13 protein-coding genes and 2 pseudogenes are annotated in these 16689 nt (G+C 40.7%); 3 read left to right on the top strand and 12 right to left on the bottom strand.

Translation table 11 applies throughout. The features are described from left to right. Positions 1-59: 59 nt before the first annotated feature. The gene (locus tag QMA13_RS16650; RefSeq protein ID WP_282942708.1) at positions 60-2441 is read left to right on the top strand and encodes a helix-turn-helix domain-containing protein; all 2382 of its coding nucleotides are present in this window, start codon (positions 60-62) and stop codon (positions 2439-2441) included. A gap of 139 nt (positions 2442-2580) precedes the next feature. Here QMA13_RS16650 and QMA13_RS16645 read toward each other — a convergent pair whose 3' ends face one another. The 11 genes and pseudogenes from QMA13_RS16645 to QMA13_RS16595 form a co-directional block, all read right to left on the bottom strand. Next, positions 2581-3882: a hemolysin family protein gene (locus tag QMA13_RS16645; protein ID WP_282942706.1), complete on the bottom strand. Its 1302-nt coding sequence runs from the start codon at positions 3880-3882 to the stop codon at positions 2581-2583. A gap of 667 nt (positions 3883-4549) precedes the next feature. Then, entirely contained in the window at positions 4550-4885 is a 336-nt protein-coding gene (locus QMA13_RS16640; protein WP_282942704.1) for a zinc ribbon domain-containing protein YjdM, read from the bottom strand. Between the two features lie 181 nt (positions 4886-5066). Next, positions 5067-6596, bottom strand: coding sequence for a malate:quinone oxidoreductase (locus QMA13_RS16635; RefSeq protein WP_282942702.1), 1530 nt, complete (start codon positions 6594-6596; stop codon positions 5067-5069). Positions 6597-7456: 860 nt separating this feature from the next. Next, positions 7457-7936 (bottom strand): HIT family protein, encoded by a 480-nt coding sequence (locus tag QMA13_RS16630; RefSeq protein ID WP_282942700.1) that lies wholly within the window; start codon positions 7934-7936, stop codon positions 7457-7459. A 159-nt stretch (positions 7937-8095) separates the two neighbouring features. Continuing rightward, positions 8096-8701: a histidine phosphatase family protein gene (locus tag QMA13_RS16625; protein WP_282942699.1), complete on the bottom strand. Its 606-nt coding sequence runs from the start codon at positions 8699-8701 to the stop codon at positions 8096-8098. Positions 8702-9206: 505 nt separating this feature from the next. Next, positions 9207-9458: a hypothetical protein gene (locus QMA13_RS16620; protein WP_282942698.1), complete on the bottom strand. Its 252-nt coding sequence runs from the start codon at positions 9456-9458 to the stop codon at positions 9207-9209. Positions 9459-9664: 206 nt separating this feature from the next. Beyond that, a complete protein-coding gene (locus QMA13_RS16615) occupies positions 9665-10498 on the bottom strand; it encodes an urease accessory protein UreD (protein WP_282942697.1) in 834 nt (277 codons plus the stop codon). A gap of 1 nt (position 10499) precedes the next feature. Next, positions 10500-10922: pseudogene (gene ureG, locus QMA13_RS16610) on the bottom strand (urease accessory protein UreG); the annotation flags it as partial. A 56-nt stretch (positions 10923-10978) separates the two neighbouring features. Beyond that, complete coding sequence (locus QMA13_RS36605) at positions 10979-11167, bottom strand: aldo/keto reductase (RefSeq protein WP_481858183.1); 189 nt, start codon at positions 11165-11167, stop codon at positions 10979-10981. A 214-nt stretch (positions 11168-11381) separates the two neighbouring features. Further along, positions 11382-11513: pseudogene (locus QMA13_RS16600) on the bottom strand (DNA mismatch repair protein MutT); the annotation flags it as partial. 504 nt (positions 11514-12017) lie between these two features. Beyond that, positions 12018-12752, bottom strand: a complete 735-nt coding sequence (locus QMA13_RS16595) for an aminoglycoside phosphotransferase family protein (RefSeq protein WP_282942694.1) — start codon at positions 12750-12752, stop codon at positions 12018-12020. 232 nt (positions 12753-12984) lie between these two features. Between QMA13_RS16595 and QMA13_RS16590 the strand changes: the two genes are divergently transcribed. Together QMA13_RS16590 and QMA13_RS16585 are read left to right on the top strand one after the other, a co-directional pair. Next, complete coding sequence (locus tag QMA13_RS16590; protein ID WP_282942693.1) at positions 12985-14886, top strand: chondroitinase-B domain-containing protein; 1902 nt, start codon at positions 12985-12987, stop codon at positions 14884-14886. A 489-nt stretch (positions 14887-15375) separates the two neighbouring features. Then, on the top strand, positions 15376-15624 hold the full coding sequence (locus tag QMA13_RS16585) for a hypothetical protein (protein WP_282942691.1): 249 nt from the start codon (positions 15376-15378) through the stop codon (positions 15622-15624). Between the two features lie 19 nt (positions 15625-15643). Here the strand turns inward: QMA13_RS16585 and QMA13_RS16580 are convergent, their stop codons facing one another. Continuing rightward, positions 15644-16570 (bottom strand): methyl-accepting chemotaxis protein, encoded by a 927-nt coding sequence (locus QMA13_RS16580; RefSeq protein ID WP_282942689.1) that lies wholly within the window; start codon positions 16568-16570, stop codon positions 15644-15646. Positions 16571-16689: the final 119 nt, after the last annotated feature.

Genomic DNA, 16689 nt, shown 5'->3' with positions numbered 1-16689 from the left:
TTACTATAGTACCAATCTCACAGCTGCGGAAGGGAAATACGGACAAGGCTCGAAGATATATGAACACGGCTTTTAATACGCTTTCAAAAGGTGGTGACCCGATGCTCACCCGTTGGAGACAACAAATTTGGACCCATGGTCCGGTCCGAATGAAGGTTATTATTGCAGCCTGCCTGCTTGCAGTCGTTCCTATTGCTATACTTGGGACAACTACCTACTTACTCGCAAGCCACAGCTTGTTTAAGGAAATCGGATCAGCGAACCGTGAAACGGTGAAACAAGTGCAGGAGCGAATCGACGATAAACTTGTGAATCTGGATAAAGTTGTCCTTCAACATGCTTTTAATCCCGTGTTTAAAGAATTTCTGTCTTCTTCCAATCCGTATGAGGATCCGGAACGCTTCAAATCGGTTATGGCCATTCTAACATCCATGGAAGGTCTGATTAATGATACAGACGGTGTGTATTTGTACATGACCGCACAAAATTTAATAGTGAATCCAAGCCAAGGAATTGCCGAAGCAAGCCGACTGCATCGAAGTGTGCTCGATGAGATCAAGAAGCATAACGAACCTTTCTTCTGGATGGATCGGATTCGTTCTGAGCCTAGCGTTCCAAGAGGCGGCACACATGTCGTCACCTTCGTACGGAGGCTTCCCGTTTCAATAGATAAGCCCCTAGGTTATTTAATTATTGAGCTCAACGACCGCGCTTTGTTTGATGTCTTCTCCCATATGCAGTTTGGGAAAAGCGGTGAAATGTTAATCGTGACGCCAACTGGGAACATTTTATCCGATTGGAATAAGCACCTGCTCAAGCCTGATTTCAACGATCCAGTCATCTATCGGATGTCGACTTCGAATGCCTCGGAGGAGATGTACTCCGCTACTATAGATAAACAAGAACTGCTTATTAATTACTTGAAGTCTGACTATAACGGATGGCGGTATGTATCGGCCGTACCGGTTAAGGAGCTTACGTCCAGTATCGAATGGATTAAGAATGCAACGCTTGCCATAAGTGTGCTGTTAGTCCTCATTAGTATTATCGCAGCGATAACGTTGTCCGGTTCTTTTCTCCGTGTTCTTCACGGAATTATTGATCTCGTCCGCAAAAAGAATACAGGTCTTCCTCTCCCCCAGGCTAACATGGATGAGTTCGGTCTACTGCGGCACTATATGGAATCATTACACTCCGCCAAGCGGGATTTGGAGCAGCAACTGCTTGAATCGATGCCCCTGCTTCGTGCAAACTTTTTGCAAAAGCTGATTTCGGATTCGATGACAAAAGAGGAAATGGAAGAGAAAATTCGGTATTACGGAATTGAAATGCCTGCTCCCTTCTATACGGTTCTTTATGTGGAGCTGGATCATATGCGGGGGCAAACAGAGCAGGATGTTCAGCTATTTACCTATGCTGCCATGAACATCGCCAAAGAGCTGTTTGTTCTGCGTGGTGCATATGGCGCGGTCTTTCAGACACAGACGGATCATATTGCCTTATTGTTCAATCACGGGGACGAACATACATCCACGAATGAACTCAAGGCGTCGGCTTTCAACTTAGCAGAGGAGCTGCACCGTGTCATGCAAAGCTTGCTCCACATAACAGTAACAATAGGGATTGGGCATTGCTATCGCGGCATGGAGCAGATTAAACTCTCCCGCAAGGAAGCTCAGGAAGCCTTACAGTACCAAATGATTCAAGGCTGCGGGAAAGTGATCTACATCGGTTCTATGCTGCCTAAATCCTCTGCATATGAATATCCCATCGAACAAGAACAATTCATCCTCACGGGAGTAAAGCTCGGGCACCTTGATCAGGTTTGTCAACAAGTCGATGAATTCGCAGCCCGACTTACAGACTCCCAAAGGACAGGAAATTATGACCATGTACAGCAGGCGTTCGTGCAGTTAATCGCTGCTTCTCTCAAGACCTTATTCGAGCTTGATCCCGAGGAAGGTCCGAAGCTGTATCACTATAATGTCTATCAAAGACTGGGCAGAATGAAAACCAGTGAAGCAATCGTAAAATGGCTTAAGGAAGAGATTTACCCTACACTGCTGCACCACATTATTCAGCGTCGTAGCTTACGCCAACGGGACACGATGGAGAAGGTCCTCGATTACATTCATCAACATTACGAGGAGGATTTATCACAGCCCCAACTGGCGGATCTAGCCTCTATGCCGGCTTCTCAATTCAGCCATTTATTCAAAGTAGAAACCGGAATGACGTTTACGGATTATATTATTGCTTATCGTATGGAGAAGGCCAAGGAATGGCTTCGGGGAACCGATCTCAAGGTAGCGGAAATTGCCGACCGCCTGAGCTACAATAATCCGCAAAACTTCATCCGCGGCTTCAAACGGTTGTGTGGAATGACGCCTGGTGAATACAGAACAAGGAATACACTTAAGAACCAAGTCGAAACGGAATGAGCAGATGCAGCTTCTTTCCAGCTCTCCCCCGTTCTTATGCAAGGACTGCCAATAAGCGGGCGGGTATTTGGCAATTCACGAAAAAAAACGCCGAGAGTAAACTCGTCGGCGGGCTTATACTTACATATTTTCAATATCCCTAAGATATAGGTACTAACTTTCGCACTTCAATTCTTCGGATACGATGACTGTCTTTCTTAAGGACGATGAATGTCAAATCGTTATAAATTAAAGGAGTTCCAACTTCAACTTCGGGGTTTTCTAAATAAAGCCACCCCCCTATCGTATCAACGGAATCATGATATAAACGACTCGCAAATAATTCATTTACTTCACTCAAAAGCACTTTTCCATCTAGTATAAAAGTATGGTCATCCACTTTTTCTATCTCTTTGGTTTCATCATCATCGAACTCATCACGAATTTCGCCAACAATCTCTTCAAGAATATCTTCCATTGTTATTAAACCTGAAGTCCCGCCATATTCATCAACAAGAATAGCAATATGAACACGTTCCTTTTGCATTTTCGTAAGTAGTTTATTTACAGGCATGTGCTCTGGTACTTTCAAAACAGGATGTACCAACTTACGGAAATCGAACGAATGGGAATCAGAATGTCTATCATAATTGAGGAAAACATGTTTGGTATTGATCATTCCGATAATATTGTCTTTACTGTCACTAGCAATTGGGAACCGGGTATATTGTTCGCTGCGAATGATATTTAGATTTTCTTCAAGGGTATTGTTAGTAAAGAGGCATACCATATCAGTTCGTGGAACCATGATTTCATTTGCTAACAAATCGTCAAAAGCAAAAATCCGATTCACATAACCATACTCGGTTTTGTTAATTTTCCCACTCTGATAACTTTCTGATACAATAATTTGGATTTCTTCCTCTGAGTGAGCTTCTTCATGTTCCTTGGCTGGTTTTAAGCCAAACATTCGAATAAGCACATTCGCAGAACCATTTAACAACCATATAAAAGGATACATGACTTTATAAAAGTACATAATGGGTTTAGCTGTTAACAAGCTGATCTGCTCTGCTTTTTGAATAGCGAGCGTCTTCGGTGCCAGTTCACCTAAAACGACATGAATATAAGTCATACATATGAAAGCCAGCAAAAACGATATTAAGGTGCTTGCCTCTTCACCAAGCTCAAGTGCACTAAACAAAGGATGCAGCATTTTTTCGATAGTAGGTTCACCTAACCAACCTAACCCTAAGGCTGTGATTGTAATACCCAATTGACATGCGGACAGATATCCGTCCAGATTACTTTGTACTTTTTGGACAGAAGTCGCATTCTTCCTTCCTTCTTGTACAAGCTGGTCTACCCTACTGCCGCGTAATCTAATTATGGCAAACTCCGTAGCAACAAAAAATGCAGTTAATAAGATAAGTACAGCAACAAGTAACAGATTTAACCCCATATCGACCTTCCTTATATTTTGATTGAACTTTCTTATTTCTACTCTATTTTGAAAATGTATCGTTAGCCGCTCAGGTTCAGATTTCCATCTACTCCTCTAAGTTTTATTGTTTAATCACTATAATTTCCACCATGGTTAGATTTTATTTCTAAAATGTGGTGTTAAAGAAATTATACGAAGCTTAGCTTTAACCGTTTCAAAAATCATTAACAAAGGATCATTTATTGTTTCTCCAAATGTTTATTTGGAAACAAAAAGGGCTTCCAAGTAGGTAGATACTGGGATGTATGATAGGATAACTGGATAATACAAATAGAAGTTCAAATACCCAATTTCGAACTTACCCGTATTGGTTACTTCCATCTCATATGATTGATAATCGTTATTCGACTCTGAGTGGACTAATTTAATCTTAATATCTTTTTCATTAAAGCTACTAGCTATATCTTTAGTTGAACAACCAGAAAAACTAATAGTCATCATGACTAGAAAGAACATTGTGAAATATTTCACATTTCCTCTTCCTTATTGTTTTAATTGAGGATAAGAAATGGTTTTTGTTCGATAGGCCGGCTTCGACTAGTTCGTCAAGAAACTTAAAAAAGAAAAAAGCCCTCCATGTCAGAAGGCTTCCGTTGTATAGTCATTTCATTCATTTATCCCGCATTTATATCTTTTTTACAAACTCTGATTTTAATTTCATTGCTCCAAACCCATCCATTTTGCAGTCAATGTTATGATCTCCATCAATCAAACGAATGTTTTTTACTTTTGTACCTATTTTTACAACTAATGAAGTTCCTTTTACTTTAAGATCTTTGATTACTGATACAGAATCTCCATCTTTTAAGACGTTTCCGTTTGAATCTTTAATGATTTTTTGATCTTCACTATTTTCGGTTTCTAAACTCCATTCGTGAGCACATTCTGGGCAAACCAATAGTCCTCCATCTTCATACGCGTATTCTGAATTACATTCCGGGCAATTTGGCAAAATAGACATTATTGATTTGCTCCATTCCTATTTTGTTTCTAATTTGCTTTCCTATCGGTATCCTTTTTCAACAGAAAGGAGATCATTCTCCGTTTTATTGAATCAATAAAACCACTCTCCAATAGTGCAGAGAGTGGTTACTGAACTTGAAGCTCGATATTGTTCCCATCCCCTAGTGCTGCACTGGGTCTCAAACCAAAACTTCGTTATTTTTAACACCGGTTGACGTGCTATCTGTCACTTCGCTTAGTCCAAGCGTCCGAGTTGTTGAGGTATTAATGTCACGGAGAAGCTCTGGCTTTTTCAATAGAGACACGCCATAAGAAGGAATCATTTCTTTTATTTTAGGCTCCCACGCTTTTATATGTTCCGGGAAGCATTTATTTATTACTTCAAGCATGACGGAGACTGCGGTAGAAGCACCCGGAGAAGCGCCGAGCAATGCAGCTATCGAGCCATCAGTGGCACTAATAACTTCCGTACCAAACTGAAGGGTTCCTTTGCCGGCAGCCGTATCTTTAATAATTTGCACACGCTGACCTGCTACGAGCAAATCCCAATCCTCGCCTTTGGCATTCGGAACAAATCCTCTTAATTCTTCTATGCGCTGTTCTTTCGATAACATAACTTGCTTGATCAGGTATGTTGTCAATGAAGCGTTTTTTACTCCTGCCGCCATCATAGTGATAAGATTATGCGGTTTTACGGAAGTTATCAAATCGAACATGGAACCGGTTTTTAAGAATTTTGGTGAGAACCCGGCAAATGGTCCAAATAACAACGATTCTTTATTATCGATAACTCTTGTGTCAAGATGCGGAACAGACATTGGGGGTGCACCCACAGGAGCTTGTCCATATACTTTTGCACGATGTTGTGCTACAATATCCGGTTTCTGACACACCAAAAATAGTCCGCTTACCGGGAATCCTCCAATACCTTTACCTTCAGGAATACCGGATTTTTGCAGCAAATGGAGGCTTCCTCCCCCGCCGCCGATAAAAATGAATTTTGCAGTATGACGTTCCACGGTACCGCTATCGAGATTCCGTACTTTCAATTCCCATGAGCCGTCACTACTACGTTTAATATCATCTACATTTTGTTTGTATTTTATGTCTACGTTTTTACTCTTTAGGTGATCAAACAATAACCGCGTTAAAGCACCAAAGTTGACATCCGTTCCAGATTCGCTTCTTGTTGCCGCTATAGGTTTATTCAATGCCCGGTCTTTCATCATAAGCGGAATCCATTCCATCAGTTTTTCCGGGTCATCAGAAAATTCCATTCCTTCAAACAACGGATTATTCGACAGAGCTGCAAAACGTTTTTTTAGAAAAGTTACATCTTGTTCCCCTTGTACAAAGCTCATATGAGGCACTGGAACAATAAAGTCCCGCGGATTACTTATTAGGTTGCTGTCTACAAGATAAGACCAAAACTGCTTTGAAAGCTGAAACTCTTCATTCACTTTTATAGCTTTGCTAATATCTACGGATCCGTCCGGTTTTTCGACAGTGTAATTAAGCTCGCATAATGAGGAATGCCCTGTTCCCGCATTATTCCATTCGTTAGAGCTCTCTTCTCCTGCTTTTTCTAGCTTCTCAAACACTTTAATTTCCCAGTCCGGTACTAATTCTTTCAGTAGTGACCCTAAAGTCGCACTCATGATTCCGGCACCAATTAAGATAACGTCAGTTCTAGTTTGTCTGTTACTCATGTTTACCGTCCTTACACGCTAGTATTTGAAGAAAAGATGTAGTCGTTACTGCTCAAACTACATAGCAAGCCAGTGTGCGACCTAGTCACACACTTCTTCTGGATCAATTAAAACAACATGATCATAGTTTATCACTATTATATATAGATTTAAATATCTATTTACTATTATAGGATAGTATTAAGCTATTTAAAAGCTACTAAAAAGTGAGAAGTCATCCTCTAATTGATAGGAACGTACAAAAACAAGGCCTTAACCCAACTTCTTGCTAGGATTGAGGCTTTGATTTACCGTTACCAATGGAAGTTGATTTACTAACGCATAATAATTCATTGTTCCAAAAACACTAATAATCAAAGGAGAAATGCTTATAAAAACCTTCTATCACAACAACTTTATCACATAAAACACAAAAACGCTATTTTCGCATAAATTAGGCCTCTGATCAACATTCGTAGCTGCATCCTAGTTGCTTTTTAGCAAAAATTTCTCCTTATCGGGAATAAATCCAAGTGTAATGACAACACTTTTACAACTACTTGAAATATATTCTCTGTTCATCAATTTATGGTTAAATACTATATAACTACTTTGAATGGAGCGAAACTTTAAATTATGGCATACAAAATAATAGCGGCGCAATCATTTTATTGTATATCGCAACTTTTTTCATACCGCTTGTTGGTCTCATTGTAGGTGGGTTCTATGCATTAAATGATGACCCAGAAAAGAGTAGTATAGGTAAAGGCCTAATTATTTTGGGCTTAGTGATGATGTTTCTCTGTAAGAAAGGAGTGGGCTAGTGGATCGTTCACGTTATAGCGGTTTCGACTGGTGGACCAACTGACATTTATTTTACATTACATCTTTGACCATTTCTTTGCTCTCTCAATGACATTTAGAATCTTAGCTATATTGTCTGAATTTGAGTGAGTGCTTCTTGAATATTTCATTATGTCTCTAATTGATGAAAGTGAGTTAGGAAATTCGCTCATCCATTCTAATCTTGGAAACAACCATACATGAAAATGCTGCGATCGTTCTTCGATAATTATTGTGTATTCAATAGTGGGATTCATTTTGCAAGCTATTTCCCTAGCACGAAAAATCAAGGTGCTTAATTCTATTTGTTCGTCTGAATTCATTTCATGATAATATTTAAAATGTCTTTTTGAGGAAATGCAAAAAAATCCTTCAATCGGAATTTCTGGATCTTGATGCAATACGAAATGATTGGTCTGAAAAATAAACCCTCCTGGCGTTTCAAATGTTTCTTCTACTATCGAGCAGCCAACACATTCTACTTCAAACTCTTTTCCTAAAAAATTTTTTCTAATCACAGTCAAGTTCCTCCTATCCATTATTTCATTATTTCTGTTACCTTGCCCAATCGACAGCCTCTTCTTGGTGGTTATTGTGCTTTAGTGTGTCATAGTAGCGTTGGAATGCCGCTCGGGTGGCCTTTTTGCTACTGATTCTTGTTAGCTTATTAAGAATTATTATGATTTTAAATGTTCTACTGATGCAAAGACATCTAATATGTAATTTCCGCTTTCATAAATCAGCTTTGTTATCGAGCACTCAGGAACCAGTGTGCTTTGTACTGCCACAAAATCAGGGTGCCAAACATTTAGTTGGTTCTCGGAAAATGTATTTACAAGAAAGTCTGTTATTAATCCTCCATGAGTAACAATTACAATGTTACTTTCAGGCGGATGTTTCTTTGCCAAATCTAATAATACCGAGGATAAGCGAGCACCTGCTTGTTTCGCAGAATCGCCTACGGCTGGTATATAGTCGGGATCATATGTACTTCGCTCCCACATCGCGACAAATTCATCAAATGTTTGTTCAGGTAAATCTCCCCAGTTAGCACGTTCACGCAAACGAATATCCTCTGAAATTTTTGATTTTGTTTGAAATGCAATCAATTTTGCTGTTTCTTTCGCCCTGCGAAGTGGGCTTGTGACAATGGTTGTTATCGGCAATTCACAAAAACTTTGTGCTGTTGATTGTGCTTGCAATATCCCTTTTTGGGTAATCGAGACATCCCCAATCGTCCTTTCTTTTATAGCATGCCGTACAAGAAAGAAAGTTGTACTCATTTTACAGTCCTCCTGCAGTTATTTGAAAGCAGTTAGATATATTTTCATTTAAATACATTTCGTCCTTTATTTTACTTCGTTTTCTACAGCTTAGGCTACAGGTATTTTAATTGTAATAATATTTGTCTTGGGTTCTCTATTTGGGATTATTGCCTGCCCTTAAAAAACAAAAACAGTCCAGAACAAGGGTGAAAGTTCCAGACTGTCGCTAACTCTTGACTTACTATACCATTATTTGTTCCTTGATGATTGATTTGCTCGTAAAAACATGCCCTTCAACATTCCTTCGCATCCACGCGTTCTGCTTGCGACTTGATTGGGAACTATTTATCAGTAAAGCGATTATTCCAATAGTATGTCCCCTCAAATAGGGCAAACACTCCAACGACCGCAGCGACCAAAATAACTGCTGCAATACCAATGGCCGATATCATAAGATTGGGACCGGTCCAACACAACAAAATGATGCTATCGATTACCCAAACAAAGTCCAGAATGGAAAAAATCAGTACATTCCGGGGGAAACAACATTCCTGCTTGCCGTCCATAATAGAAATGTAACGATGATAAGGAGGAAAATCCCCGTTCCCATCAAGGCCGCTCGGTTGTCCAAGCCTGTCCAGTCCATTACAAACTGAGGAAATAAAAGCAGTACTAACCCTGTAACCCCTGATGAAGCGGCATTCGTCAGAAGAACCTTTCGAATTAGAGCCTCCCCAGCCATTGGTTTTGTTCCATTTGTAGTATTTAGTTTCAAGTTAAGCACCTCTCCTTAGCCAAAATTAATTTCACACAATCAATATAAGGAAGAAGAGACTGCCAACACCATACAATTCACTGCCAAATGGTGCCGAATTACGAATTTTCACCACTTTTCACTACTCATAAGTCCCGCAAGGCATAACAAAGGGCTGCCATGTCGCAGCCCCAATAATTATTCTTCTCTTATTCAGCGGTAACGTACTAATATTTACGAAATGAAATTGGTTTCTTACCGAACCATTGCTCCCGAACGAACCGCTGGCATGTTTCAAATAGGGCTTCAATTTGTTGGGTAGAGGATGCAAGTACTCTTAAGGAGAATCCGGGGAGGATCAATCTAGATACTCCGATTTGACAAGAACCTGCACATACGCCAAGCACATCACTTACTTTCTCAACGAAATCTGGGGTGGCCTTTTCTCCAATGACAATCAGTGATCCGAAATGGGTGTACCCTTCAAGAAATCCTAATCCTCCCACATCATGCACATCCGGTCGAAGCTGGAGATGGTCGAGCACAACCAGTTCACCTTCTAAATAAACCATCGTTTTCAACTGTAGTCTATTGTAACGGAACAAGCTGCCATCGAGAGCCCACCCTGGTGTTACGATATCGCCGTAAAGCATCGATGAGCCGCGTTTCATTCGTATCACGGTATGTTGTTGATATTGTGCATGCTGATACGCGATAATTGGGTCCGGCATATACTCCAAGTAACTATCCTTCTCGAGAACGATGGACGTTTCCTGAATCACTGGACATATCATTGTTTTGTAGATTTTGGTAGAGGATTGGGTGGTGAGCAGCATCTGTGCTTGTTCCCCAACGTGAATTTCCACTCGGTATCGATCTCCATCAACATACCCGCCACCAGGGTTCATCATGTAAAAACAGGGCTGAATGGGATCGTCAAGATAAATGGGTGGAGTAACCTTAAGGGCCCCTCGGTTATAGACCTCCGCAGGAATCGTCCTCTCTCTTTTTTGCCGAACTGCTAGCCAAAGAAATCCAGTCCAGTTATCCATTTGCTCCATATTATTGAAGTCCTGACAGCAAGGCATTTTCTTTAATCCAATGAACAATATCTGGAAGACCGACATCTTCTTTTAAATTGGTAAACACGAACGGTTTATTCCCTCGGAACGTCTTTGTGTCTGACTCCATAACATCAAGGCTCGCCCCCACATAGGGAGCAAGATCAATTTTATTAATCACGAACAAATCGGACTTAATCATCCCTTGGCCGCCCTTGCGAGGGATTTTCTCACCTTGTGCTACATCGATAATATAGATCGAAAAATCTACAAGCTCTGGGCTGAACGTTGCAGCCAAATTGTCTCCGCCGCTTTCCACAAAGATGAGTTCTACATCAGGATGTCGGCTCGTTAACTCAGTAATCGCTGCAAAATTCATGGATGCATCCTCGCGAATTGCTGCCCAGCAGAGTGAGCCTTCATCATTTTGAGGGAGCTTAATCATTCAGTTGAGTGTATTGTGAGTTTAGTCTGGTTTATTTAGAAGATCCAGTTGAGATTGGCTCTGGCTTCTTGCAGTCTATGAAGCTCGTAATTGCTGCAGCCTATGGCTCGAACCTTCCCTGATCTGACCAGTCGGTCGAAAGTCTCAAGCGTCTCTTCTAGCGGTGTCTCCCGGTCATCAAGATGGGCATGGGGCCCCCTCGGTAGTACTGAGCTACTAAACATGGTGAGAAGCGCACGATAGTCCTTTCAGTACCACACGTCTCATTTTTCCCCGCATGCACAACTTTTTGAACACCTTTTTGTCTAATATATGGAAAGGAATGATATGTATGGAAAAGATAAATATAATTAAACGTTCATACTTGGTTATGTTGGCAATGTTAATTGCAGCTTTCGGATGAATTCGGAGAATCCTCTCCGCCGTCTGGAACAGCTACCCTGGTTCAATCCTTCCTCCAGGAAAATTCCATTTATTCCTGACAGATGGTTTGTTTTCTTTTATTATCAAAACTTGGTCTTCACGAATTATAGATACGCTTGCAACCAAAACAATTCCATTTTGTGTCATTCCTTCCTCCCTTTCATTTTCAGTAAATTAGGATACTTCAATACTGGAACGCACGTTCCGATATAAGAAACTGACACATTACATTATAACCTTAATATGGAAAATATGATACAACTATACCGAATGTATGTTTGTATGTATAGAGTTAGTTTTTCAACTATCAGTAATCGCTGATGCATGCGTGCTTAGCACATATTGCAATAGACGGTTTACAATGCATAAGCATGTCACCCTCCAATATGTAATACAAGTGTTGCTGTTAAGATTAAGTTTACATATTATATATTATGTATACTTTTATATATCTATTGTGTACAGTCATAATTAGATGTTGGAGGGCAATTATGGAAAAAATAATCATTTTTTTCACGTCACCTATCAGTATGACACATACATTATTCATAGTTTTGCTTAACGAGGCTTCTCGTACATACCGGTATAGCCTTGTTCTATTTGTTCACTAAGCTCTCTTATGTCATTCATCGGCCCTTATACTGTCTTTATCTATTCGTCGGGACATTCACCTTTTCTAGCCGTAATAATCATAGATAGATAATCTTCTATCATTTGTCGGGTAACATCCATTTCGATAAGATATAAATCTGCCACCGTTTTCTTAAATCTCAGAAGCTTTTCTCTATCGTCTGCATCAGCTGAAACGGGTGTATATTCCACCAAAAAAATAGTTCTTGCAACATCGTACAAATATTCCCCATGGCACACATTCATGAAGTCTATAACTACTGTCTGCCCGTTTGATAGCAGGATATTACCCGGATGAAAATCACCATGACAAAGTGTATCTCCATCTTTCAATCCATTCAGTATTTCTAATACTCCTTGTTGTTCCGATAAACTAGCCGATGGTGCATTTAATATATTGGATTTTAAAAATTCTTTGTAGTCCGGTACATTGCTCACTCTGTTCAAAAGGATTGTCTTATGCAGCCTTGCCATATGTTCCGCACATCCTTGGAGGTTACCTGTTTTCAAAACCCAATCCAACAGGGACACGCCCTCCACTCTGTCATATATAATCCCCATTCGCTCATCGGAATAAATGATTTCATATGCCTTTGGTTTTGCAAAGTGCAACTTTTGGATTGCCTTTGCGTTTTGAAACTCTCTTTCTACCGCGTTTTTGGGATACCCGTGATTGAAAAGCTTAAGCGCCTTACCTTCTTCCCACTCATATATAGTTGCCGTATTGCCTTTACCTATGATTTTCCCATCATTCATTTATGTCCCCCCTTTATAAAACTATTATCAAAGTCGTTTCGATTTGGTGTTAAAAGTTTCATCAATATTGTAAAAATGATTATCATCCAAAAAATTGTTAATCTCAAACATTTATTCCTTTTACACCTTTTTTTATTATTAACTTATCCTAACAGGAAAGGAGAAAACAAACAATTGAATCCGTTTACATGGACCGAGATGATCCTATTTTAAGAAAAAAAGGAGAATGATAATGGGAGCAATCATTAACAGAAACAACATCAGGACAACAAGTTTGCTTGCTATGGTTTCAGTGCTGACAATACTATCTTTGTTATTTTTCCTCACTGCGAAAGCACACGCAGCTACAGTTAATGTAAGCAATGATTCTCAGCTTGCATCGGCGTTAACGTCCGCTAGTGCGGGAGATGTCATCGTTTTGGCTGATGGAAACTATTCAGGTCTTACCATCCAAACTCAAGGAACGGCTATAGCCCCTATTGAGATTAAAGCAGCCAATCAAGGGAAAGCCGTTTTCAACACGGGTGTTATTCACCTGCAGGGTGCTAATTACACGACGTTGAATGGCATTAAAGTAACCACAAGCGGCGGTACCAAGACAGTTGATGGCAAAAGCCGCAACGTAGGTGTCTTAATTGAAGGAAATAACAATCGGATCACCCGCTCCACCTTCCAATTGAATGTTACCGGGACAACAGAATGGGTTCTGATCGCTGGGAATAGTAACAATAATCGCGTCGATTACAGTGAATTTGGACCGGCAACTGTGGGTGGTCACTACATAATGGCGCTTGGTTACCAAACCATTCCAGGTGTGACTAATCCAACTGACCGAACCGATTGGGCAAATTACCAATCTCCTTATAACCCCAATATGCCACGTTACACACAAATCGATCATAACTACTTTCACGACAACAGCAACGGTCTCGAGACCATTTGCCTTGGTTGTGCCGGGATGGCAGGCGATTATCAGGACACCTACATGGTCGTCGAATATAACCTCTTTGTTAATTGTGATGGCGATGCTGAGATCGTTACTATCAAGGCTTCTAACAATACGGTTCGTTTCAATACAATCAAGACCTCATCGGGCATGCTTTCTTCCCGTGCCGGCAATAAGAACTCGATCTACGGCAACTTCATGCTTCAAGGGAACAAGTCCGGTGCAGGAGGCATCAAATTTTACGAAAAAGATCATAAAGTGTATAACAACTATATTGACGGAGCCTCCGAGTATCCGATTCTGTTCGGCGGTGGAGATGCGTATACGGATTCCAGCTTTGGACATGCGCAAGTGTTCCGAGCCACAGTAGTCAACAACACTATCGTTAACGCTAATAACAGACCGATTATCATTGGACACGGGAGTAACCTTCCTCCGGTTGATAGTGTGTTCGCCAACAATATTATTAAAGGTACCGCTGCTTCCCTTTTGAACAAGCGTCTAGTGTCTAATACCGTTTTCTCGAAAAATATCGCTCAGGGGACTCTCGGCACTACAGCTGCTCAGAGCGAGTTCTGGATGACGGACCCACTGTTCACAACTGTAAATGGATTACAGAAGCTTACCTCCAGCAGCCCTGCAATCCAATATGCCAATACGAGCTATACCTCGTTTGTAACTCATGATATGGACGGGCAAACAAGATCAACGGTAGATACAGGGGCAGACCAGTATTCAACCTCTCCTATCGTCATCCAAGCGTTAACAACTACCGATGTAGGTCCTTCAGCAAATGTTGGGGTTAACTTGGCTCTAGGTAAGACTGCGGTCGCTTCTTCTGAGTGGAGCAGCACTTATTCTGCGGCTAAAGCTGTTGACGGCACTACGAGCACTCGTTGGGCTTCCTCTAAGGGGCTTATCGCTGGAGAATGGTTGCAGGTGGATTTGGGCACAAGCCAACCTTACAGCAAGGTCATTATTTGTGAAACGACTCACGCGGGTATTGCCTCCTTCAAACTACAATCTTCAAATGATGGGACCAACTTTACTGACATTATAAGCGGCACTACAATTGGTTCCTCAAAAACAATAACCTTCAACCCTATTACTTCAAGGTACATTCGATTATTGATCTTATCGGGTACGGGCGAAGCAAACGTTAATGAATTCGAGGTTTACACGAAATAACATTGCTGTGAAATCTAGAATTAATATGTTTTATCCAGAAAAAAAAGACGAGAAGGGCCTCAACCTCTCTCGTCTTTTTTATTTTTGTTACAGTACTAATCCTTTCTTAACTTCGCCCCTTCACCCTTTCATTACTATTGCGACATAGACGGAGCATGTGGGTGTTATTCATTGCAAATGGGACATATTTTATCGCAGCCTACGGTAATTTCTTGCACCTGAATCGCGTTAAAATAAACGCTAACAAATTGTAAATTCCCGCATTAATTTATACAAAATCTATACAAATTCTGTACAATATATTCATGGTCAACTTGGCAGCGATGATGCAGTTTTTCTAATAGTGTCGGCCCAACCGGCAGAGAGTAACATGTGAAAGGAGATAATAATGACGAAGTGAAAAGTAGGTGCTGAACCGGTCGGTTTGAGCACTGAAAAGATTTTAACAATGAGTGACTGTGAGGTTTCTATCTATGAAAATAGCCCTTAGTGGTCGGACGCATCTCCAAGATGATTTTCAACTGGTGGATTGATTTGGATCGCAATAAAGCTAATGAAACCATCGACTTTGCGTTCTCCCTTTATCACTTTCAAGATGTTATCCATAATATTTTGTCACCCGTTCTGAAACGAATCGGTGAACAACGGGTAGCAGGCTGGTTCAGGTCCAAATTCCACGATAATATCACCCTGAGAGGAGGAAAACAACGAGTATCAATAAGAAATGAATGGATGTAATCACGGCTCTTTGTTGTCTTTATAGCATATCCCCTAATGCTTTCGCTTGGTTATCAAGTTGACGTGCTGCTTGACCGATGCCCATAAATTCATTAACTGCTCTTTGAATTCGAATTTGGCTTTCTGTTATGATCGTCTGTGAACGTTTCGTACCTTTTGCAATACCTTCAATCTGAGTGGCAATACCTTCTAAATTGGAATACACTTCTGTCGTTGCTTCCTCTGCTTGTTTAGCCAGCTTGCGAACTTCGTCTGCTACCACATTAAAGCCGCGCCCATGCTCTCCTGCGTGCGCGGCCTCAATCGCGGCGTTCAAAGACAGCAATTTGGTCTGCTCTGCGATTTCACGGATTGACTTTATAATTCCATGAGCCGATTTGGACTTCTGTTCCAATAACTGCAGGAAATTCATATTATCATTGGATTCCTTAACGATTCGTTCGAAGGCGGATGCAATTTCATTGCTACTGGAAATACCTTCCTCTGTGCGTCTTAAGAGATCCTCCGCCATGAGCTGCAATTCGCTTGTGACTTTGGTGGTAGCGCTTTCTCGAGCGCTAATATCGGTCGCTACCTTAATAATGGCCATCACATGACCTGCCTCGTCATAAACAGGAGTATATGTTGCCTCAAACCATAACAATCGCCGATCCTTTGTGACCCGTAATATTTTTTCCTGGAAAGGATGTCCACTTTTTAATTCATCCCAAAGCTTCGTATATTCCGGACTGTTCACAAACCCCGGTGTACAGAACTGCCGATGCATTAATCCAGGCATTTCCGATGCCTCATATCCCATAGCACGTGCGAAGTTATCATTTACCCATAAAACTTTCCCTTGGGTATCAAATTCGATCATGGCCAATGAACGCTCCATTGCTGCAAGAACCGCATCCTGATCGAGTACTTGTGTGGTGGAATATACAGTATTTCTTAAGCTAACCATGAACTATCCCCTTCAAGCTTGATATATGTATAATTTTGAGTTCTAATTTATATTGAATTATACAAATGTTATACATATTGATCAAGATATCTTTCTATTGATTCAAGGGTATCAACACC

The organism is Paenibacillus sp. RC67 (assembly GCF_030020805.1).
GTDB lineage: Bacteria > Bacillota > Bacilli > Paenibacillales > NBRC-103111 > Paenibacillus_S.
The sequence above is the reverse complement of the archived record's forward strand: the minus strand, read 5'-3'. Positions and strand labels throughout refer to the sequence as shown.